We start from the raw sequence: 19481 nt of genomic DNA, 5'->3' as shown, positions 1-19481 counted from the left end.
CCTCATGGGGCTACAGGCTTGATTGACGGCATCGCTGCAACTTTCCTTTGCAATAAATCTGTGGCCGCGATCAACTCGGCGAGCAACTGATCGCCAATTTCAAGATGACCCTCGTATTCGGCGGCATTGCGCCGCTGATGGCATAGCGCCAGCACGCGCCAGATTTCTGGTTTTATGTTAAGCGTGTGTTCCAGGCATTGAAAAACGACATAGCGATTATCGGAGCGATAGCCATGCCAGCGTAGAGCCGCCAAAGCCAGCGCATGCGATGAGCTATATGCCAAGTCGAAACGGCTTTCAATGGCGAGATCCGGATTGACGGAATCGGTCAGCCGAGCCTTTGCGGAGCGCAATAGTCCATTGAATTCGCTCTGGTCGGCTGGTTCAGATTTCAGGCTACCGGTCGTGACCAGGTTTTCAAGATTTTGGGAGAGCATCGGGAGAGCCTAGCAGAAAAATCTTGGGCTGCTCAAATACGCGCAACACGAAAGCATTTTTCTCCATTAGCTTACGTTCCAGCTCATTCATAGAATAAATCGAGGGATTCACAGGTCGGGCAAGCTCCGCTTCGCTGGTACTTAGCAAGCTGTACAAGTCAGCATAGGCCACGTTATCGCTAATGATGAATACATCAATATCACTTTTTGCTGTGTCGTTGCCTTTGGCGATAGAGCCATAAACGAAGGCTGCGTGAATTTTATCGGATAGCGGCAATAACGCGGTGCGTAAAATATCAGCCAGGCCGACTGTTTTCAGCATAATGCCGCGCAACTCCTCAAAAATCGGCGTGTCACGACTGGCTTGATAATGTTTCTGGTTACCGATCTTCTTGGTTGTCACCAATCCAGATGCGGTCAGCTTTTCCAATTCGCGTTGTACAACGCCGATACCCGAATCAACAAAACGTACAATTTCGTTTGTATAAAAGCTGCGGTCTGCATTGACGAACAGCAGCCCCAGTACCCGTTGCTGCACTTTGGAGAAAAGTGCGTCCGCTAATCTGAATGAGTTAGTTCCCATAAAGGGAATGTTAATACCCTATTCGGGTATTGTAAAGTTGTTTTACATTCTGGATCATCAGTGCAAACCGAGTTATCCTGCTCAGGCAAATTGATAGCCGTCTTTTACCAGGATGCCGAATGCGCCAGAGCTTGCCAGCGATTGCCGAACGATACGATGTCGACGACCGCATTTTCAAAGAACAGATTGCCACTCAATACCAGCCGGTAGTCCTGCGCGGCTACGTCAAACACTGGCCGGCGGTGCAGTTGGCCAAGACCTCGACCGAAGCCATTTGTACTTACCTGAGAAAACTGGATAACGGCAGCGACGTCGATGCGATCATGACGCCGCCGGAGGCCAAGGGCCGCATCTTTTACGATGACGCCATGAACGGCTTCAATTATTTGCACAACCGGCTTCCTGTCTCAGCCATCCTCGATCAATTGCTGCGCTATCGGCAGTTTGCCAATCCGCCCGCGGTTGCGGCACAGAGCGCGCTGATCGCGAATTGCCTGCCAGGTTTTTTGGACGAGAATAAATTATCGATCCTTGGTCCCGAGATTATTCCTCGGATATGGATAGGTAACGCCGTCACGACGCCTGCGCATTTCGACGATGCTCACAATATTGCTTGCGTGGTCAGCGGCAAGCGGCGGTTTACCTTGTTTCCGCCGGAGCAGATCGGCAATCTCTACATCGGTCCCTTGGATTTCGCACCGACCGGCGCGCGCCGGCTTATCGCCAAGCCTGGGCCACCGTTTTCCAGCATTATGTATTCGATCAATAAACTCAAAAGCTAGAGATGAGCGCGTGGCGTTCAGCACTTATCAATACCGGCACAGAGGAAAATCATGTCAAACGTCAGCTCACCGAAACAAATAGCCGCATCACTGACAGAACACTGGTCACCGCGCGTGGTGGCCGAAGTCGACGATTCTTATGTCAAGGTTGCCAAGGTCAAAGGTTCTCTGGCCTGGCATAGTCACGAACATGAGGATGAATTGTTCCTGGTTCTCAAAGGCCATCTGCGCATCGAGATGGAACAAGGCAATGTCGAGCTGGGGGAGGGCGAAATGTATGTCGTCCCCAAAGGTGTGCGACATAATCCGGTGGCGGAGGAAGAGTGCCATCTCATGCTGATCGAGCGCAAAACGACACTACATACCGGCGACGTTGTTAGCGAAAAAACCCGTTCGGTGGCGGAGCAATTGCGCCCGCTGTGATGCCACGCCGGCTAGTTTGAAATAGGCTGGTTTTGCTGCGCCTTCCAGCGCAGATAACCTTGTGGCAGACAAACCGCACATGGGCGATAGCCGGCGGCTTCGGCATCAGCCTGGTTGAGAAAAAACACCCTGTTCTTCACATATCCGCCCTTGGCGATTGCTTGCAGCGCCGCACGGCAATCCAGGCGGCCGTAGATGTGGCTACGGCGATGACCGCCAAGGCTGCCGGCTTGATTACTGTCATGGCTGGTGCCGTCGGCGCCGATGAGTCGCCATGTTTTGCCGACGATATTCACTTTCTGCTTTCTCGTTTCAGCAACGCCTGCTTGCGTTCCACGCCCCAGCGATAACCTGAAGCGCTGCCGTCGCTGCGTATCACGCGATGGCAGGGAATCGCCACCGCCAGGCTGTTGGCAGCGCAAGCCTGGGCCACGGCGCGCACGGCTTTGGGCGAGCCGATACGGTTGGCGATTTCAGCGTAGCTGGTGGTGCTGCCTGCCGGAATGTCGCGCAGTGCTTGCCAAACGCGCTGCTGGAATGCGGTGCCGCGCACATCCAGCGGTAAATCCAGGCCGAGGGCAGGGGCTTCGATGAAACCAACCACTTGTGCCACCAGCTGTTCAAAATCACGGTCGGCGCCGATCAGATGAGCGCGCGGGAATTTATCCTGCAAGTCGTGCGCCAGGGCGTTCGGATCATCACCTAGAAAGATGGCGCACACGCCGCGATCGCTTTGCGCCACCAGGATCGCTCCTAACGAACATTCGCCAATCGCAAAACGGATATCGGTGTTGGCGCCGCCGGCGCGGTAGTCGGTCGGCGTCATGCCTAGCACATTGCCTGAGGCTTCGTAAAAACGGCTGTTCGAATTGAAGCCGGCATCGTAGATCGCCTCGGTGACGGAGTGACTGTGGCTGAGATGGTCGCGCACCTTCTTGGCGCGGTGTGCGTTGGCATATGCCTTGGGTGTGAGTCCGGTGACAGCCTTGAACACACGGTGAAAATGAAACAGGCTGAGGCCGGTATCGGCGGCCAGCATCTCCAGGCTGGGTAGCTCCAGCGCGCTCTCGATGCTGCGGCAAGCGGCGGCTACCAGCTCGGCGTGATGGGCCGCCACCGAGGTTTGATCGGCGCCGCGCTTGCTGGGCCGATAACCGGCCGCCTCGGCGGCTGCAGGGGTATCGAAGAACTCGACGTTTTCCGGGCGCGGCAGGCGTGTAGGGCTGCTCGGGCGGCAATACACGCCCGTGGTTTTGACGGCATAGACAAACTGCGTGTCTGCGGCCGGATCTCTTGCCAGCACTGCAGCCCAACGCGGATCGCGTTCGGCGCTTTGCCGTGCAGTGCATTGCTGTTGTGTCAGCGTTCGCATATCGGTTCCCAATGGCTTATCGTAGCTGTACTTTAGCAACGCGTCGGAGGTCTGGCACTCCGGGTCTTGCTGTCAAATTCAGACAATATCAGACAGTTTCACTAGCCGCCGGATTCTTCGGCAAACGCCACAGATACCAGGCGGCCACGGTTCGATAGGGACTCCAGGCCAGGCCGATATCGCTGATCTGTTTTTTGGTTGGTGTCTGCTCCATGTTTTTCAGACGTCGATAACCTTCGCGCACACCGAAATCGTCGGCAGGCAAAATGTCCGACCGTTCCAATGTATAAATCAACAACATCTCGACGGTCCAGCGGCCGACGCCGCGCAAACTTGTCAGGCGCTCGATGAGGGCATCGTCGCTGGTCGTCAGCGCTTCCGCACGTAGTGGAACGATGCCATCCAAGGCAGCTTGTGCAATGCCATGGATCGTCGCGATTTTGCTGGCGGAAAACCCGCAGCTGCGTAATATATCGACGGGCGTATCCAGCAGTTGCTGTGCAGTCGGAAAGGCGCTATCGCCAAACAAGGCGAGCATGCGCGCCAGGATGGCGTCGCCGGCGCGGGCATGCAACTGTTGGTAAGCAATCGCTCGCACCAGTGCTTCATACGGCTCACGCGCTGGTTTGGACGCGTGGCGGCAAGGGCCGATATGAGCTATATGACGCGCCCAGTCGGAGTCCAGCGCTGACAGGAATTTCTCTGCTTTACGGTAGGCGTGCTCTGATATATCCGCTGCGATCATGATTGATTCTGTCGAACTCGACATTAGGCTGCCTTGCGAAAAGTCAGATTGATTCTTTGCCTGCCGAGCAAGGGATGTTCGGCGTCCTTCAGCGGCAGCACGCCGTGATAACGCAGGCGGTCGGCGCCGCCCCAGACCACGACATCGCCATGGAACAGTGGCACGCGAACGCTCTTGTCGGCGCGCTCCTGGCCGCCGAACAGGAATATCGCAGGAATGCCCAGCGATACGGAAACGATGGGGGCAGCGTAGTCCTGCTCATCCTTGTCTTGGTGCAGCGACAGCTTGGTTCCCGGCTGGTAGCGGTTGATCAGGCAAGCATCGGGCTGGAAGCCATCGAAGCCGGCTTGTGCCGCTGCGGCTTGCGCCAACTGTAAAAAAATCTCTGGCATTGGCGGCCAGTTGCGGCCGTGCTCCGGATCGACAGCGCTGTAGCGATAACCGCGGCGGTCGCTGGTCCAGCCGAGAGGACCGCAACAAGTCATGGCCACCGACATGCGAAAGCCACCGGGCGTCACCAGATGGCGGAATGGCGATGCCTGTTGAATTGCCTCCAGTAACGGCAACAATTGCGCTACGTAAGGCGTAGCGAAGCCGCGCAATACGCATGCGTCTTGCCCTAATTGTTGTTGCCGCTTATCGGTCAGTTCTTCTGCATCGAATAAATCGAAAGTCATGTAATGCTCTTCATGAAGCGTCATGGAAAATCACGCCTAGCGTGTGCCGCGATCCGGAGCGGATACGGCTGACGCCATGTCGTAAATTTACTCTATAAGCGCCGCGCTGGCCTTGTACCGGGCGATTATGGACGGCAAACACGACCGCATCGCCTTGGCCCAAAGGAATTACCTCTGGGCGCGATTGCATGCGTGGCCGTTGCTCCGTCATTACGAATTCGCCACCGCTGAAATCGCGCCTCGGTGCGGATAACAGGATTGCTGCCTGGAGCGGAAAAACGTGTTCTCCGTACAGGTCCTGATGCAGGCAGTTATAGTCGCCCTCACCGTACTGCAGCATGAGCGGCGTCGGCCGCAACTGGCCCGCGGTGTGACATCGGGCGATGAAATCAGCGTGTCGTTGCGGGAAGCGGGCGGCTATATTCATGGTTTCGTTCCAGCGGTTGGCAAGCGGTGCCAGCAAAGGGTAGAGGGCGTTGCGCAAGTCGCCGATCAGCTCAGGCAGGGGATAGCTGAAATATTTGTATTCGCCACGGCCAAAGCCATGGCGTTCCATCACGACCCGGCTGCGAAAGATATCGTCGCGCGGATAAAGTGCAATCAGTGCAGTGCATTCCTCGGGTGTTATCAAGCGCGGCAGTAGTGCGCTGCCGTAGCTGTCCAGATCTTGATAGACGTTTTCCCAGTTGATGCGCGTAAGCCGGTCCGCGATGGCGTCGACGGCCTGTGTGGCATTACCGATGACGGCGTTCATCAATTGTCTCCCGAGTGATTGAAAGTACTAAGTCTAGCCACGCTGTCCGAGAGCCGCACCCCGGCTCTTGCGGTCGAATTCAGCAACAAAGCAATTAATTAGGGTCAGAGTCAAATTACGCAGGTTTTATCGCGTAATTTGACTCTGACCCTAATTAATGGGCTACGGAGTACAAGTCTCCGCACACTGTAGGCTCTATGCAAAATTCGCATCAAACCACGTACATATTTGATTATTAGTCAAATATGTATTGTGGTCACAGCTGTTTTTCTTTGTCACGCCAGCCATCAAACTACATGGCGTCAAACTTCAAATAGGAAAAACATCATGCCGCTCGCACTTTGGGCGCTTACGCTCAGCGCTTTTGCCATCGGTACGACGGAATTCATTATCGTTGGCTTGATTCCAACTATTGCCGCCAGCCTTGGCGTTTCCGTTCCGCCCGCTGGCTGGCAGTCCTGACGGTGTTGGCGTGGGGCGCTTTCGCCTTCGGTAATGTGCCAGGTTTGCAAGTGTACGTGGTGCAACAGGCTGAGCGCCATGCACCGCGTGCAGTGGATGTTGCTTCCGGTTTGAATATAGCGGCGTTTAATGTCGGTATCGCTTTAGGCGCGTGGGGCGGCGGCTGGACCGGCGCGATGGCATTGCGCCCATCGTCGGCTCGGGGCATGCGGTTGCCATGCATTGATGGCCGGGCTCCTGGCCTTGGCGGACCGGTATCGGGACCGCTATTATATTGTTGTATATAAATAATGTGCTAATACGGGTCTTGCCAAACCGCCGGAAATCCTGCACTATTGGTCTTGATTTTAATAATCCTTTACTGAAAAACATGTCTTTCGCACGCGCTTATTTCTTTTTTTACTTTAGCTATTCCAGCCCCACGGCGGTGAAAAGCGGTAAGCGTTCGTAAGTAAAGAGCAAACCGAAATTTCTAAAAAACCGCCAGCGATGGCGGTTTTTTTATACCCAGTCACTTTTGAGCCAGGAGAAAAACATGCAACGCACCGATGATCTGCGCATACGAGAAATGAAAGAATTAGTTCCACCATCCCATTTGATTCGCGAATTCGGCTGCTCCGAGAAAGTGGCGGAAACAGCCGCCAATTCGCGGATTGCGTTGCATCGCATTTTGCATGGGCAGGATGACCGCCTGATGGTGGTGATCGGACCGTGCTCGATCCACGATACCAAGGCGGCGATGGAATATGCGGGCCGTTTGGTGGGTGAGCGCGAACGTTTCAAGGGCGAGCTGGAAATCGTGATGAGGGTCTACTTCGAAAAACCGCGCACCACGGTCGGCTGGAAAGGTTTGATCAACGATCCGTACATGGACAACAGCTTCCGTATCAACGACGGCCTGCGCATGGCGCGCGAGCTGTTGTTGAACATTAACGAGCTGGGCCTGCCGGCAGGTACCGAATTCCTGGATGTGATCAGCCCGCAATACATTGCCGACCTGATCAGCTGGGGCGCAATCGGCGCCCGTACTACCGAATCGCAGGTGCATCGCGAGCTGGCTTCCGGCTTGTCATGCCCGGTCGGTTTCAAGAACGGCACCGATGGCAATATCAAGATTGCAGTGGATGCCATCAAGGCCGCTTCGCAGCCGCATCATTTCTTGTCGGTGACCAAGGGCGGGCACTCGGCGATTGTGTCGACTAACGGCAATGAAGATTGCCATATCATTCTGCGCGGCGGCAAGGCGCCGAACTATGACGCAGCCAGTGTCGAAGCGGCTTGCAAGGATATCGCCAACAGTGGCCTGGCATCGCGCCTGATGATCGATGCGTCGCACGCCAACAGCTCGAAGAAGCCGGAAAATCAAATCCCGGTATGCGCCGATATCGGCAACCAGATCGCCGCTGGCGACGATCGTATCGTGGGTGTGATGGTTGAATCGCACCTGATTGCCGGCCGCCAGGATCTGGTGCCGGGCAAGGAGCTGGTCTACGGCCAATCGGTAACCGATGGCTGCATCAACTGGGAAGAAAGCGTGGCAGTGCTGGAAGGTTTGGCAGCGGCGGTAAAACAACGCCGTTTGCTGAATAGCAGCCCGGCCTGAACGGGTAGGTAACACAGGGCGGATAGGTTATCCGCCGCTGGTAGATCAAGCGCTGTCAGAAGCGCTTGGTCAATACCATCATCTCGCCTTCGCGCCGCATCTCGGTGCGGTTCAGGAACGACATGCCGAGCAGTGCAAACGGCAGCCCGGCCTCTTGTACCAGAGCGTCGACCTGATTCATTTCAATGTCGCCGATCTTGACGGTGTTCAGCTTGACCATGTACGCCGGTGCCGCGCCGTTAGCAGTATTGACCGCGACCATCCTGCCCTTTTTGTAGTCCACGCCGAGCCGTACTGCCTCCGATGCGGGCAGGGCGATCATGGTGGCGCCGGTGTCGACCAGCATGGTCATCATGGCGCCGTTGATCTGGGCCTGTGCCACAAAATGTCCCTGCGGATTGACTTTCAAGGTAACGCTGGAAGCAGCGCCGGGTGCGCTACGGCTGACGTATTCGCCGATGCCGATCACTTGCCGCTTGCCTTTAACTTCCAGTGTGGCGGTGGAGCCGTTGGCTTCCAGCAGCTTCACATCGTCGGTGACTTTGCTGCCAACCGAGAAAGTTTTCGGCCCGGAGCCGTCGATTACCAGCACCGCTTTGCCCGGAAACAGGCCGACTACGCCAATATCGGAAGCTTGTGCAGTGCAGGTAACACAGGAAATGGAAGCAAGTAAAAACAGGCGGTTGACTAGAGCAAGCGGGCGCATTGTTGTCCGACTTTCCTGGCAAGGGGTTAAGGTAGCGCCGTAGTGCCGATATCTTGAACAGCCGGCAACAGCAGGTGGATGATAACCCTAGAAGTTGCCAAGCTACAATTTAGTCACGGAAATTATTGAATTCCAGTGGCAAATCGGCCACTTCCTTACGCAACATGGCCATGGCTGCCTGCAAATCGTCGCGTTTGGCGCCGGTGATGCGGACCGCGTCGCCCTGGATGCTGGCCTGGACCTTCATCTTGCTGTCCTTGACGATGCGGACGATCTTCTTGGCGGCTTCCGATTCGATGCCGTTCTTGATCTTGATCACTTGCTTGACCTTGTCGCCACCGATTTTTTCGATTTTGCCGATGTCGAGAAAGCGCACGTCGACATTACGCTTGACCAGTTTCGAGGTCAAAACGTCACGTACTTGCGCCAGTTGGAATTCAGAGTCGGCATACGCAGTCAGGTCGCGTTCTTTCAACTCGATGCGGGCGTCGCTGCCCTTGAAGTCGAAGCGGGTCGAGATTTCCTTGTTGGCTTGATCGTTGGCATTTTTTACTTCGACCAGATTGGCTTCCGATACGGTATCGAATGATGGCATGGTGATATTCCTTCAGTATGTTCAAACAAAGCCGGCAGGCTCAAGCTGGAGCCGCCGTCGAGCTATGCGCATTTTAACGGACAAGAAACCCGAGATGTCAGTCTGGCGGGCCTATTTCTTATATGTCTGCCTATCGTCAGGCGTCAGGTTTGGCCGCTGGCCTTAGCCGCTTACGTTTATAATCCCGATGCTATGACCATCTCCAAGCTTCCGTACCAATTCGATTTTTCGCTGCGCCAGCATAATACCTTTGGTATCGATGCCAGCGCACACGCCTACCTGCCGGTCACTTCACTGGAAACCCTGCAGATACTCAGGTCCGACCCTGACGCCGCCCGTTTACCGCGGCTGGTGCTGGGCGGCGGCAGCAATCTGGTCCTGACCCAGGATTTTCCGGGGCTGGTGTTGCATATGTGTAATCGCGGACGGGAAATTGTCGGCGCCGACGATGATGCCGTTTATGTACGGGCGGCAGCCGGCGAAAACTGGCATGAGCTGGTGTTATGGACGTTGGAGCAAGGGCTGGCAGGGCTGGAGAACCTGTCCCTGATTCCGGGCAGCGTCGGCGCCGCGCCGATCCAGAACATTGGCGCCTACGGCATCGAGCTGCAAGAGCGCTTCCATGCGCTGACCGCAATCGATATGGAGAGCGGCGAAATCCTGACCCTCGATCGCAGCGCCTGCGCCTTTGACTATCGCGACAGCGTGTTCAAGCACCGCTTGCGCGACAGGGCAGTGGTGCTCGATGTCACCTTTGCCTTGCCGAAGCACTGGCAGCCTGCTTTGCGTTATGCCGATGTGGCGCAAGAGCTGGATACGCGTAAATTGCTGCAGCCAAGCGCGCGCGATATCAGCGATGCGGTGATTGCCATCCGCACCCGCAAACTGCCGGACCCCGCAGTGATCGGCAATGCCGGCAGTTTTTTCAAGAATCCGATAGTGACGGCAGCACAACGAAATGCTCTGCTGGAACAATATCCGCAATTGGTGAATTACCTGCAGCCGAACGGCAGTTACAAATTGGCTGCCGGCTGGCTGATCGATCAGTGCGGCTGGAAGGGGAGAAACCTGGGTGCAGCGGGTGTGTATGAAAAACAGGCGCTGGTGCTGGTCAACCGCGGCGGCGCCAGTGGCCAGGATGTGGTGCGCCTGGCGCAAGCGGTGCAGGCCGATGTGAGAGGGAAATTTGGCGTAACGCTGGAGCCGGAACCGATTTTTATTTGAGGCGCAAGCGGTTCGCATCTCAATGTGTCATTATTAGGTCACATAACGGACTTAAACTCCGTTATGTCTCATATCCAACACTCCCTAAAGTAATGGATTTAGCCCGTCATGCAACTGCATCACGGGCTTTTTTTTGCATTTTTCTTTACGTTTTAGGCGTAATGGCAAACGTAGTTCACGGTTTCCAGCGTCTCGATATCGAAACTCGAATTGGCCGGGATTTCAAAGCGCTCGCCGCCGCTGTACTGGACCCAGGCTTGCTGGTCTTTCTGGCGCACACGGCAGATGCCGCTGGTAATTTCCATTATTTCTGCAACGCCGGTACCGAAGTTCAGCGATGAAGGCAGGATGACGCCCAGCGTCTTCTTGCTGCCATCCGCGAAAACGACGGTGTGGGAAACGCATTTGCCGTCGAAATAGACATTGCCTTGCTTGAGGACGGTGACATTGTCGAATTGTGTAGTCATGTTGAGTTCGTTTTGAGTTTTTTCAGTTAGCGTGAATTTTATTCCGCGTCTTTATCGAGCAGCGGCAGCGACACGGCGTTGCTGGATGCGAGCAGGCCGGTGCTTTGATAGATCGCCAGCTTTTGGCGCGTATCGCTGATGTCGAGGTTGCGCATGGTCAGTTGGCCGATACGGTCTTGCGGCGAGAAGGCGCCTTCGCCCTTTTCCATGGTCAGGCGTTCCGGATGATAGGTCAGGTTGGCCGACTCGGTGTTGAGGATCGAATAATCGTTGCCGCGGCGCAGCTCGATCGTGACTTCGCCGGTGATGGCGCGCGCCACCCAGCGTTGCGCGGATTCGCGCAGCATGATCGCTTGCGAATCGAACCAGCGGCCTTGATACAGCAGGCGGCCCAGGCGGCGGCCGCTTTCGCGATATTGCTCGATGGTGTCTTCGTTATGGATGCCGGTGACCAGGCGCTCGTAAGCGATGAACAGCAGGGCCAGGCCCGGCGCTTCATAGATGCCGCGGCTCTTGGCTTCGATGATGCGGTTTTCGATCTGGTCGCTCATGCCCAGGCCGTGGCGGCCGCCGATACGATTGGCTTCCATCATCAGGTCGACCTGGTTGGCAAACACGATGCCGTTCAGTGCGACCGGACGGCCTTCCTCAAAGCGCACGGTGACTTCTTCGCGCTTGACTTCCACGTCGTCGCGCCAGAAGGCGACGCCCATGATCGGTTCGACAATCTTCATGCCGGAGTTCAGGAATTCGAGGTCTTTCGCTTCATGGGTGGCGCCGAGCATGTTGGAATCTGTCGAATAGGCTTTTTCCACCGACATCTTGTAGTCGAAACCCGACGCGATCATGAATTCCGACATTTCCTTGCGGCCGCCCAGCTCCTGGATGAACTTGTCGTCGAGCCAAGGCTTGTAGATGCGCAAGTTGGGATTGACCAGCAGGCCGTAACGGTAGAAACGCTCGATATCGTTACCCTTGAAGGTGCTGCCGTCGCCCCAGATATCAACCTTGTCTTCGCGCATGGCGGCCACCAGCATGGTGCCGGTGACGGCGCGTCCGAGCGGAGTGGTGTTGAAGTAAGTAACACCCGCGGTGGAGATGTGGAAAGCGCCGCTCTGCAGGGCGGCGATGCCTTCAGCCACCAGCTGTTCGCGGCAATCGACCAGGAGCGCCAGTTCAGCGCCGTAAGCCTTGGCTTTCTGAGGGATAGCGTCGTAGTCCGGTTCGTCAGGCTGGCCCAGGTTGGCTGTATAGGCGTAAGGGATCGCGCCTTTCTGGCGCATCCAGTGCAGTGCAGCGCTGGTATCGAGGCCGCCTGAGAAGGCGATGCCGACTTTTTCGTTAACTGGAACGGATTGCAGGATATTGGACATGATATTTCGTGTGGGTTGTTGTGACTGGGGTTGTACTGTGGCTGTATCGAGGTTGAGCGCTACTCGACTTTTCCGAGTACAAGATATTCGAGTAAAGCTTTTTGCACATGCAAACGGTTTTCCGCTTCATCCCAGACTACCGATTGCGGGCCGTCGATCACTTCGGCTGAAACCTCTTCGCCGCGATGCGCGGGCAGGCAGTGCATGAACAAGGCATCCGGCCGGGCGCGCTGCATCTTGGCCTGGTCGACGATCCAGCCGTCGAAAGCCTTCAGGCGCGCCGCGTTTTCATCTTCATAACCCATGCTGGTCCAGACATCGGTGGTGACCAGGTCGACCCCTTCGCAGGCGTCGGACGGATTGGCGAAGAACGTGTAGCGCTGGTTGTCGGCGGCGACTTGCGCCGGGTCGATATCGTAACCCTTCGGGGTCGAGACGTTGACGTGAAAACCGAATACCTGTGCCGCTTGCAACCATGAATACAGCATGTTGTTGGCGTCGCCGATCCAGGCTACCTTCTTGCCGGCGATGGAACCGCGGTGCTCGATATAGGTGAAGATGTCAGCCAGCACCTGGCAAGGATGCTGCTCATTGGTCAGGCCGTTGATCACCGGCACACGCGAATGGGTGGCGAAGCGTTCGATGATGTCCTGGCCGAAGGTGCGGATCATGATGACGTCGCACATGCGCGACATTACCTGCGCCGCATCTTCCACCGGCTCGCCGCGCCCCAGCTGGCTGTCGCGCGTGTTGAGGTAGATGGCGGCGCCGCCGAGCTGATGCATGCCGGCTTCGAACGACAGGCGGGTGCGGGTCGAGTTTTTCTCGAAAACCATCACCAGCGTGCGGTCGAGCAGCGTGTAATGCGGTTCGTAATTCTTGAATTTGCGTTTGATGAGACGGCTACGTTCAATCACGTACTCGTATTCGTCCAGCGAAAAATCAGAAAACTGCAGGTAGTGTTTGATTGCCATAAATGAAAACGGCGGCCGCTGTGGCGACTGCCGCCGATAGTTGGAATTCCATTTTTAAAACAACTGCTCAATTGCGGCATCAATTGCACCACCAACTGCTGCACTGCCGACTTCCCGACTACCTGAGATTGGCTTAGAAATGAAATAAGTGCTTCAATTATAAGGGATTTCAGTAGAAAAGATACCTGTCGAAAAATGGCTGTTTTGGCAATTAATACAGCTTTTGCGACGATTCATGCAGCAACTGCACGTACAACTGATGCCGCATCGGCGATATTTTGTTTTCCTTGACCGCTTCCAGTACGGCGCAGCTCGGTTCGGTCAGATGATGGCAGTTGTAAAACTTGCACTTGCCAAGGTAGGGCGAGAACTCGGTGAAGGCACGCTCCAACATGCCTTCGCTCAACTGATACAAGCCGAATTCCTGGAATCCCGGCGAATCGATGATGTTGGCGGGATTGCCTCCGAGGCTGGTGTCCGCCACATCCATTTCATACAGGCGGGTGAAGGTAGTGGTGTGCTTGCCGGTATCGAGAGCGGCGGAAATTTCGCGCACGGCAATGTCGGCGCCCGGCATGATCAGGTTGATCAGCGACGATTTGCCCATGCCGGACTGGCCGATCAGGATGGTCGATTGTCCTGCCAGCAAGGGTGCCAGCGTGGCGCAGGTTTGTTCCGGGAATGCGCGTGCCGACACTTCATGCACCGGGTAGCCGAGGCTGGCATACAGCTGCAACCGTTGCCGGGTCTTGGCCAGCGATTCGACGATATCGGTTTTGTTCAGCACGATATGCGCCGTGACGCCGGCGGCTTCTGCAGCCACCAGCGCGCGTGAAATCAGATCGTCGGCAAAACCCGGTTCGGTTGCCACCACGATGAACAGCTGGGTGACGTTGGCGGCCAGCAACTTGGATTTGTACTGGTCGGAGCGATACAGCAGGCTGTGGCGCTCATCGATGGCTTCGATCACGCCTTGGTTGGGCGAAGTCAGCTTCAACTGAACCCGGTCGCCGACGGCGACATCGCTTTTCTTGCCGCGCGTGACGCATTGCAATTTGAGCGATTCTGTAAGCGACCCTTCCCCAATTTTTCCTTGCACCAGATAGTGCCGGCCGTGTGCGGCAATCACCAGGCCGCTGCCGGCCTGGTTGCTGTGTTGCTTGTGGTGGCTTAGCTTGCTGTGATCAACCATGTGCTGCCATCGGCTTATCGTCCAACTTATCGTCCAACTTATCGTCTACCTTATCTGATAACTTATTCGTCAATTTTTTGATGCGTACCGAGGCAGGCGGGTGCGAATCGTAGAACGCAGAGTGCAGCGGATCTGGTGTCAGGGTCGAGGCATTGTCTTCATACAGCTTGACCAGCGCCGCCACCAGATCGTTGGCGTCGGTGTGCCGGGCGGCAAATGCGTCGGCTTCGAATTCGTGTTTGCGCGAACTGATCGACGATAGTGGCGACAGCAGGAAGGTAAAGATCGGCAGCGCCAGCATGAACAGGATCAGCGCCATCGCATCGTTGTTGCTGAGATCGGCCAGCAGCAGCGGATTGACGCCGAGGCCGGTGTAGAACCAGAGTTGCTGCTTCAGGTAACCGAGCAAAGCCAGGAAAGCCAGCGAAATCGCGAACATCACGACAATGCGTTTGGTGATGTGCTTGAGCTTGAAGTGGCCCAGTTCATGCGCCAGCACTGCTTCGATTTCATGCGGCGCCAGACGCGCCAGCAGGGTGTCGAAAAAAACAATCCGTTTGCCGGCGCCGAAGCCGGAGAAATAGGCGTTGCCGTGGGCGCTACGCTTGGAGCCGTCCATCACGAACAAGCCCTTGGAGGCGAAGCCGACCCGTTTCATCAAGCCTTCGATGCGGTCGCGCAGGCTGTCGTCGTTGAGCGGCGTGAATTTATTGAACAGCGGCGCAATCACGGTAGGGTAGAGCACCAGCATCAACAGCTGGAAAGCGCTGAATACCAGCCAGGCGTAAAACCACCAGAGACCGCCTGATTTTGCCATCAGCTGCAACACTACCCAGATCAGCGGCAAGCCGATAGCGGCGCCGATCAAGGTGTTTTTCAACATGTCGGTAAAGAACAGCCGGACCGTCATCTTGTTAAAGCCGAAACGGGCTTCCAGTACAAATTGCTTGTAATAATCCAGCGGCAGGTCGATCAGGCCGGAAATGGCGCCGAACGCCACCAGCAAGCCCAGTTGATAGACCATGCCGGGGCCGGCCCAGTTGAATATGATGTTGGAAAGCAACTGCAAACCACCCAACAGCGTGAAGCCGATCAGGACGGCAGCGCTCACCAGCATCGAAAACAGGCCGAATTTGGTCTTGGCGACGGTGTAGTCGGCAGCGCGCTGGTGCGCGGACAATGGGATCTTTTCGGCGAATTCGGCCGGTACTGCGCTGCGGTGGGCAAGTACATGGCGAATCTGGCGCGAGCTCAGCCAGAAGCGCACCACCAGGGTGATCGCCAGGAAAACAACAAACAAAACTGAAAATGCAAATGAAGACATGCCGTCCCTATGTGAGAAAATACCTTCCAATTGCACCTCCAGTAACCTACTGCGCGACTCAATCTCTGGTCTGCGATGCTCGCTGTACTAAAGTACAGCTCCGCTTCTCGACCAGACCTTGAGCCGCTCGCGACGGTTCCTGAAGGCGCTTTACGGCAAATTTCACGTGAAATGCCGCAATACCGCTAACTAAGAGAACAATTATGTCACAAGCCGACGATATATCCGCTACACCCGAAGCTCCGCCAGTTCCCGCGGCGCCGGTGCGGCCTAACGAATTCAACCTGATCTGGGTCGATATGGAAATGACCGGGCTCAATCCGGATACCGACCGCATCATTGAAGTGGCGGTGGTGGTGACCGATCCGCAATTGAATATCCTTGCGGAAGGGCCGGTGTTTGCGATTCATCAACCTGACGAAATCATGGATGGCATGGATGCCTGGAACAAGGGTACCCATGGCCGCTCCGGCCTGATCGAAAAGGTGAAAGCCTCGACCGTGACCGAAAGTGATGCCGAATTGGCGCTGATCGCGTTCCTGAAAAAATACGTGCCGAACGGCAAGTCACCTATGTGCGGCAACACGATTTGCCAGGATCGCCGCTTCATGGCGCGCGGGATGCCCAAGCTGGAAGCGTTTTTCCACTACCGCAACCTGGACGTATCCACCCTGAAAGAACTATGCCGCCGCTGGAAGCCGGAACTGGCTAGTGGCTTCAAGAAGCATCAAAAGCATACTGCGCTGGCGGATATCATTGAATCGATTGAAGAACTGCGCTACTACCGCGAGCATTTCATTAAAGAATAATGCTGCGTCAATGTGGCAGGGTGGATACCGCTTAGCGCTATCCACCGTTTTCCATGTTCAATCTTCGCTGGAGTCGATGCCACAGCATTTCTTGAATTTCTTACCGCTGCCGCAGATGCACTCATCATTGCGGCCGACTTTCGGCTTGTCGCGCTGGATGGTGGTGACCGCCGATTTACGGTGCGGCAGCCAATAACGGTAGATTTCCGGAATCGCCGCCTCCACCTCTATTGCCAGCTTGTGACGTTGCACGGGATCTTCGCGCAACGCCATTTCTTCCTCTTCCAGTTCTTCCGCACCTAGCAAGTAGATAGGGCGTACTACCGTCGCCAGGTTGGAGTGCCAGATCGGTTCCCAGGCTTTGGCGCGCAGGTTGATGCCTTCCCAGAAACCCCAGGTCCAGGCTTCGCCGTCGAGCAGGTTCTTACCTTCGTGTTCGTGTTCGCAAAACAGCGGTTCGTATTCTTTCGGCGCCACTTCCAGCGTGACAGCGATTTCATTCATGTAGCGCGCAATCAGGCCGACGATCTTTTCATATTCCTTGTCGGACTTGAATTTCGGCGCGTCTTTCAGCGACGGTCCCCACACATGTGGCAGCCATTCACCCAGCAAAACCTGTTCGGGGCCGATCACTAGCGCCGTCAGATAGCCGTGCAGGGTATCCATGGTCATGCTGTCTTCAGCGCAACGATCGGACAATAAAAAATCGTCCAGTTCGTCAAATTCTTTGTCTGAGAGGGGTTCGTCGAGATTCATGGAGATGGCCGTTTAAATTTACGAGGGAAATGAGGATACGGATTTTACGATTGAAATGCGCTTAAGCTGCAAAATATTCGAGATGCTTGTCCGTGAGCAATCATTTGTCCTGAGAAATTCTACATGAAGCTACCGCAGAATACCGGTATAGCCTTCGACAGGCTCTTTGGTAAGCCGATAAACCAGATTGAATGATCTTATATCAAAATCGGAGCACTACTGCTCATACACCCGCATGAAACTGGCGAACCGTGGCGTGCCGCCAGGAGTCAAGCCGCGATAGCGGTAAGTCACCTGGCTTCCCAGCGCCGGCGGCTGGCGCCGCTGCGCGTCGGTGAAACCGCTGCCTAGTTTGAAGCGCAAGCCGTCTGGGGTTTCCACCTGTAAAGCGCCCAGTATGCCTTGGTATTTTCCTTTGCCTGGAATATGGGCGATGACCTTGGCTTCCGCATCCTCGTGGATTTTAACTTTGAGCAGGTCATTGCTGCGATATCCACGGTAAAGCGAATCGCCTCTGTGCAACATCAATCCTTCGCCGCCTTGTTTGACGATGCGTTCAAGCATACTTTGCAAGGCCGCATGGTCGTCGACCTTGATTTGTTCGACTGCGACTACCCAGGGCACGGCAAGCTTGGCAGTCACGCTTTGCAATGCAATGAGACGCTGATCGAAAGTGCCGCCATGCGCCGGCAGATCGAACACCATGAAACGCATTTTGCGCCAGGCCGCATCGTCCGGCGTCTGGCGGCGTATGGTGGAGACCGCGTGATGGAACTGCTCGCGGCCGGCCCACAGTTCGCCGTCCAGCGCCACTTTCGGCCAATTCGCAGTGAACCAGGCAGGTGCAAATATTTGTTGGCCGCGGCGCGTCAGCAATTTTTCGCCATCCCAATAGCCGCGCGTACCATCCATTTTTTCGCTCACCCAATATCCCGCAAGATTGATACCGGGACGGTAGCTGTTGGCGAGCATTAACGCTGGCGGGATGTCGTTTGCCGCCGCCAGAGGCGCTAATGTCACCAGCGTCGTCAATATGCCTGGCACCATCAGGCGCAATGCACTGATGACGTTGCAAAATGCTTTTTTGATCAAGCTTGGCGAGAGCATTGTCATGAGGTTTGCCTGGTAAGTTGTTGTTTTTAAAATTTACCACCTGGCATTGGCAAGCAACAATGTCATTACTGCCTAATCCTCCAAAAAAATAAGCCGCCGGCGTTTACAATGCGGGATGACTACATCGCCTCCCGCATCATTTTCGACCCTCACCCCGGACACCGTACTGGACGCGCTCGACAGCATCGGCCTGCATGGCGATGGCCGCCTGCTGGCGCTGAACAGCTATGAAAACCGCGTGTACCAGATCGGCATGGAACAAGGGCCGCCGCTGGTGGCGAAGTTCTATCGGCCACAACGCTGGAGCGACGCTGCGATCCTGGAGGAACACGGCTTCGTGCAAGAGCTGGTCGAGCGTGAAATTCCGGTGGTGGCTGCATGGGCGGCGGAAGACGGGCGTACCCTGCACCAGTTCGAGGGCTTCCGCTTCGCAGTGTTTCCACGCCACGGTGGCCGCGCGCCGGAGCTGGAGGATAGCGCTACGCTGGAATGGCTGGGCCGTTTCCTGGGCCGCATTCACGCAGTCGGCGCACTCAGCAATTATCAGCACCGGCCGACATTGGATATCGTCAGTTTCGGCGAAGAACCTAGCGCATTTTTACTCGCCAACAATTTCGTGCCGGAAGATTTGCTGGAAGCTTATCGCAGCACCGTGACCCAGGCTTTGCTGGGCGTGCGCCGCTGTTTTGAGCGTGCCGGGAGTGTCGGCGCCTTGCGCCTGCATGGCGATTGCCACGGCAGCAATGTGTTGTGGACCGATGCCGGGCCGCACTTTGTCGATTTCGACGATAGCCGCATGGGGCCTGCGGTGCAGGATTTGTGGATGCTGTTGTCCGGCGAGCGCAGGGACATGGTGCAGCAAATGGGCAGCTTGCTGGCCGGCTATGAAGACTTCTGCGATTTCGATACGCGCGAGCTGTATCTGATCGAAGCCCTGCGCACGCTGCGCCTGATCCACTACGCAGCCTGGATAGCGCGGCGCTGGGACGACCCGGCTTTCGCCGTGGCCTTCCCCTGGTTTAATACCCAGCGCTATTGGCAAGACCGGGTGCTGGAATTGCGCGAACAGATCGCGCTGATGGATGAGCCGCCGTTATGGCAGGCATGAAG

General features: G+C 56.0%; 23 protein-coding genes and 1 pseudogene. 8 read left to right on the top strand and 16 right to left on the bottom strand.

Translation table 11 applies throughout. From position 1 onward, the window contains the following. Window positions 1–2: 2 nt before the first annotated feature. Window positions 3–437, bottom strand: a complete 435-nt coding sequence (locus KHU29_RS06745) for a hypothetical protein (RefSeq protein ID WP_211452082.1) — start codon at window positions 435–437, stop codon at window positions 3–5. Then, the gene (locus KHU29_RS06740) at window positions 418–1020 is read right to left on the bottom strand and encodes a nucleotidyltransferase domain-containing protein (protein WP_211452081.1); all 603 of its coding nucleotides are present in this window, start codon (window positions 1018–1020) and stop codon (window positions 418–420) included. The genes KHU29_RS06745 and KHU29_RS06740 overlap by 20 nt, the downstream gene beginning before the upstream one ends. A gap of 119 nt (window positions 1021–1139) precedes the next feature. On the opposite strand from KHU29_RS06740, the gene KHU29_RS06735 reads away from it, so the two are divergent. Together KHU29_RS06735 and KHU29_RS06730 are read left to right on the top strand one after the other, a co-directional pair. Continuing rightward, window positions 1140–1802: a cupin-like domain-containing protein gene (locus KHU29_RS06735; protein WP_246541628.1), complete on the top strand. Its 663-nt coding sequence runs from the start codon at window positions 1140–1142 to the stop codon at window positions 1800–1802. A 51-nt stretch (window positions 1803–1853) separates the two neighbouring features. After that, a complete protein-coding gene (locus KHU29_RS06730) occupies window positions 1854–2225 on the top strand; it encodes a cupin domain-containing protein (protein ID WP_211452080.1) in 372 nt (123 codons plus the stop codon). Window positions 2226–2236: 11 nt separating this feature from the next. Here KHU29_RS06730 and KHU29_RS06725 read toward each other — a convergent pair whose 3' ends face one another. The 5 genes from KHU29_RS06725 to KHU29_RS06705 all read right to left on the bottom strand — a co-directional run bounded on the left by KHU29_RS06725 (window position 2237) and on the right by KHU29_RS06705 (window position 5773). Further along, a complete protein-coding gene (locus KHU29_RS06725) occupies window positions 2237–2515 on the bottom strand; it encodes an Ada metal-binding domain-containing protein (protein ID WP_211452200.1) in 279 nt (92 codons plus the stop codon). A 2-nt stretch (window positions 2516–2517) separates the two neighbouring features. Then, a complete protein-coding gene (gene ada, locus KHU29_RS06720) occupies window positions 2518–3597 on the bottom strand; it encodes a bifunctional DNA-binding transcriptional regulator/O6-methylguanine-DNA methyltransferase Ada (protein ID WP_211452079.1) in 1080 nt (359 codons plus the stop codon). An 88-nt stretch (window positions 3598–3685) separates the two neighbouring features. Further along, window positions 3686–4345, bottom strand: coding sequence for a DNA-3-methyladenine glycosylase family protein (locus KHU29_RS06715; protein WP_211452199.1), 660 nt, complete (start codon window positions 4343–4345; stop codon window positions 3686–3688). 20 nt (window positions 4346–4365) lie between these two features. Further along, window positions 4366–5019 (bottom strand): DNA oxidative demethylase AlkB, encoded by a 654-nt coding sequence (alkB, locus tag KHU29_RS06710; RefSeq protein ID WP_211452198.1) that lies wholly within the window; start codon window positions 5017–5019, stop codon window positions 4366–4368. Window positions 5020–5029: 10 nt separating this feature from the next. Further along, the gene (locus KHU29_RS06705; protein WP_211452078.1) at window positions 5030–5773 is read right to left on the bottom strand and encodes a 2OG-Fe(II) oxygenase; all 744 of its coding nucleotides are present in this window, start codon (window positions 5771–5773) and stop codon (window positions 5030–5032) included. Window positions 5774–6100: 327 nt separating this feature from the next. Here KHU29_RS06705 and KHU29_RS22325 point away from each other — a divergent pair, with 327 nt between their 5' ends. The 3 genes and pseudogenes from KHU29_RS22325 (at window position 6101) to aroG (ending at window position 7838) form a co-directional block, all read left to right on the top strand. Next, on the top strand, window positions 6101–6235 hold the full coding sequence (locus KHU29_RS22325; protein ID WP_211452077.1) for an MFS transporter: 135 nt from the start codon (window positions 6101–6103) through the stop codon (window positions 6233–6235). After that, window positions 6217–6522 (top strand): annotated as a pseudogene (locus KHU29_RS22140) (MFS transporter); the annotation flags it as partial. The gene KHU29_RS22325 and the pseudogene KHU29_RS22140, both read left to right, overlap by 19 nt. A gap of 248 nt (window positions 6523–6770) precedes the next feature. After that, entirely contained in the window at window positions 6771–7838 is a 1068-nt protein-coding gene (aroG, locus tag KHU29_RS06695) for a 3-deoxy-7-phosphoheptulonate synthase AroG (protein WP_211452076.1), read from the top strand. Window positions 7839–7893: 55 nt separating this feature from the next. On the opposite strand, the gene KHU29_RS06690 is transcribed toward aroG, so the two are convergent. Both KHU29_RS06690 and KHU29_RS06685 read right to left on the bottom strand, forming a co-directional pair. Next, complete coding sequence (locus KHU29_RS06690; RefSeq protein ID WP_211452075.1) at window positions 7894–8544, bottom strand: retropepsin-like aspartic protease family protein; 651 nt, start codon at window positions 8542–8544, stop codon at window positions 7894–7896. 109 nt (window positions 8545–8653) lie between these two features. After that, the gene (locus KHU29_RS06685; RefSeq protein WP_092358925.1) at window positions 8654–9139 is read right to left on the bottom strand and encodes a YajQ family cyclic di-GMP-binding protein; all 486 of its coding nucleotides are present in this window, start codon (window positions 9137–9139) and stop codon (window positions 8654–8656) included. 192 nt (window positions 9140–9331) lie between these two features. Here KHU29_RS06685 and murB point away from each other — a divergent pair, with 192 nt between their 5' ends. After that, window positions 9332–10363 carry a UDP-N-acetylmuramate dehydrogenase gene (murB, locus tag KHU29_RS06680; protein ID WP_211452074.1) on the top strand — a complete coding sequence of 344 codons (1032 nt, stop codon included), beginning with the start codon at window positions 9332–9334 and terminating at the stop codon, window positions 10361–10363. Window positions 10364–10515: 152 nt separating this feature from the next. On the opposite strand, the gene ppnP is transcribed toward murB, so the two are convergent. From ppnP to KHU29_RS06655, 5 genes are all read right to left on the bottom strand, one after another. Continuing rightward, window positions 10516–10830 carry a pyrimidine/purine nucleoside phosphorylase gene (gene ppnP, locus KHU29_RS06675; protein ID WP_211452073.1) on the bottom strand — a complete coding sequence of 105 codons (315 nt, stop codon included), beginning with the start codon at window positions 10828–10830 and terminating at the stop codon, window positions 10516–10518. A 38-nt stretch (window positions 10831–10868) separates the two neighbouring features. Next, complete coding sequence (argG, locus tag KHU29_RS06670) at window positions 10869–12203, bottom strand: argininosuccinate synthase (RefSeq protein ID WP_211452072.1); 1335 nt, start codon at window positions 12201–12203, stop codon at window positions 10869–10871. Window positions 12204–12262: 59 nt separating this feature from the next. Beyond that, a complete protein-coding gene (gene argF / locus KHU29_RS06665) occupies window positions 12263–13177 on the bottom strand; it encodes an ornithine carbamoyltransferase (protein ID WP_211452071.1) in 915 nt (304 codons plus the stop codon). Window positions 13178–13388: 211 nt separating this feature from the next. Beyond that, the gene (gene rsgA, locus KHU29_RS06660) at window positions 13389–14369 is read right to left on the bottom strand and encodes a ribosome small subunit-dependent GTPase A (protein ID WP_211452070.1); all 981 of its coding nucleotides are present in this window, start codon (window positions 14367–14369) and stop codon (window positions 13389–13391) included. Next, on the bottom strand, window positions 14362–15693 hold the full coding sequence (locus KHU29_RS06655) for a M48 family metallopeptidase (RefSeq protein ID WP_246541622.1): 1332 nt from the start codon (window positions 15691–15693) through the stop codon (window positions 14362–14364). The genes rsgA and KHU29_RS06655 overlap by 8 nt, the downstream gene beginning before the upstream one ends. A gap of 203 nt (window positions 15694–15896) precedes the next feature. Between KHU29_RS06655 and orn the strand changes: the two genes are divergently transcribed. Beyond that, a complete protein-coding gene (gene orn / locus KHU29_RS06650; RefSeq protein ID WP_211452069.1) occupies window positions 15897–16502 on the top strand; it encodes an oligoribonuclease in 606 nt (201 codons plus the stop codon). Window positions 16503–16559: 57 nt separating this feature from the next. On the opposite strand, the gene KHU29_RS06645 is transcribed toward orn, so the two are convergent. Further along, window positions 16560–17258 carry a UPF0149 family protein gene (locus KHU29_RS06645; RefSeq protein WP_211452068.1) on the bottom strand — a complete coding sequence of 233 codons (699 nt, stop codon included), beginning with the start codon at window positions 17256–17258 and terminating at the stop codon, window positions 16560–16562. A gap of 216 nt (window positions 17259–17474) precedes the next feature. Next, on the bottom strand, window positions 17475–18305 hold the full coding sequence (locus KHU29_RS06640) for a DNA ligase (RefSeq protein ID WP_211452197.1): 831 nt from the start codon (window positions 18303–18305) through the stop codon (window positions 17475–17477). 181 nt (window positions 18306–18486) lie between these two features. On the opposite strand from KHU29_RS06640, the gene KHU29_RS06635 reads away from it, so the two are divergent. Beyond that, window positions 18487–19479, top strand: a complete 993-nt coding sequence (locus KHU29_RS06635) for a serine/threonine protein kinase (protein ID WP_211452067.1) — start codon at window positions 18487–18489, stop codon at window positions 19477–19479. Window positions 19480–19481 lie beyond the last annotated feature (2 nt).

It is taken from the genome of Collimonas antrihumi, from assembly GCF_018304965.1.
GTDB lineage: Bacteria > Pseudomonadota > Gammaproteobacteria > Burkholderiales > Burkholderiaceae_D > Collimonas > Collimonas antrihumi.
Note: the sequence above shows the minus strand (reverse complement) of the source record. Positions and strands in the feature narration are given on the sequence as shown.

Coding starts and splice junctions, on each gene's coding strand:
- KHU29_RS06745 (WP_211452082.1), bottom strand. CDS start 437: ATGCTCTCCCAAAATCTTGAAAACCTGGTCACGACCGGTAGCCTGAAA.
- alkB (WP_211452198.1), bottom strand. CDS start 5,019: ATGACTTTCGATTTATTCGATGCAGAAGAACTGACCGATAAGCGGCAA.
- KHU29_RS06640 (WP_211452197.1), bottom strand. CDS start 18,305: ATGGTGCCAGGCATATTGACGACGCTGGTGACATTAGCGCCTCTGGCG.
- argF (WP_211452071.1), bottom strand. CDS start 13,177: ATGGCAATCAAACACTACCTGCAGTTTTCTGATTTTTCGCTGGACGAA.
- KHU29_RS06645 (WP_211452068.1), bottom strand. CDS start 17,258: ATGAATCTCGACGAACCCCTCTCAGACAAAGAATTTGACGAACTGGAC.
- KHU29_RS06655 (WP_246541622.1), bottom strand. CDS start 15,693: ATGTCTTCATTTGCATTTTCAGTTTTGTTTGTTGTTTTCCTGGCGATC.
- KHU29_RS06690 (WP_211452075.1), bottom strand. CDS start 8,544: ATGCGCCCGCTTGCTCTAGTCAACCGCCTGTTTTTACTTGCTTCCATT.
- KHU29_RS22325 (WP_211452077.1), top strand. CDS start 6,101: ATGCCGCTCGCACTTTGGGCGCTTACGCTCAGCGCTTTTGCCATCGGT.
- KHU29_RS06705 (WP_211452078.1), bottom strand. CDS start 5,773: ATGAACGCCGTCATCGGTAATGCCACACAGGCCGTCGACGCCATCGCG.
- murB (WP_211452074.1), top strand. CDS start 9,332: ATGACCATCTCCAAGCTTCCGTACCAATTCGATTTTTCGCTGCGCCAG.
- KHU29_RS06735 (WP_246541628.1), top strand. CDS start 1,140: ATGCGCCAGAGCTTGCCAGCGATTGCCGAACGATACGATGTCGACGAC.
- ada (WP_211452079.1), bottom strand. CDS start 3,597: ATGCGAACGCTGACACAACAGCAATGCACTGCACGGCAAAGCGCCGAA.
- ppnP (WP_211452073.1), bottom strand. CDS start 10,830: ATGACTACACAATTCGACAATGTCACCGTCCTCAAGCAAGGCAATGTC.
- orn (WP_211452069.1), top strand. CDS start 15,897: ATGTCACAAGCCGACGATATATCCGCTACACCCGAAGCTCCGCCAGTT.
- aroG (WP_211452076.1), top strand. CDS start 6,771: ATGCAACGCACCGATGATCTGCGCATACGAGAAATGAAAGAATTAGTT.
- argG (WP_211452072.1), bottom strand. CDS start 12,203: ATGTCCAATATCCTGCAATCCGTTCCAGTTAACGAAAAAGTCGGCATC.
- KHU29_RS06635 (WP_211452067.1), top strand. CDS start 18,487: ATGACTACATCGCCTCCCGCATCATTTTCGACCCTCACCCCGGACACC.
- KHU29_RS06740 (WP_211452081.1), bottom strand. CDS start 1,020: ATGGGAACTAACTCATTCAGATTAGCGGACGCACTTTTCTCCAAAGTG.
- KHU29_RS06730 (WP_211452080.1), top strand. CDS start 1,854: ATGTCAAACGTCAGCTCACCGAAACAAATAGCCGCATCACTGACAGAA.
- rsgA (WP_211452070.1), bottom strand. CDS start 14,369: ATGGTTGATCACAGCAAGCTAAGCCACCACAAGCAACACAGCAACCAG.
- KHU29_RS06685 (WP_092358925.1), bottom strand. CDS start 9,139: ATGCCATCATTCGATACCGTATCGGAAGCCAATCTGGTCGAAGTAAAA.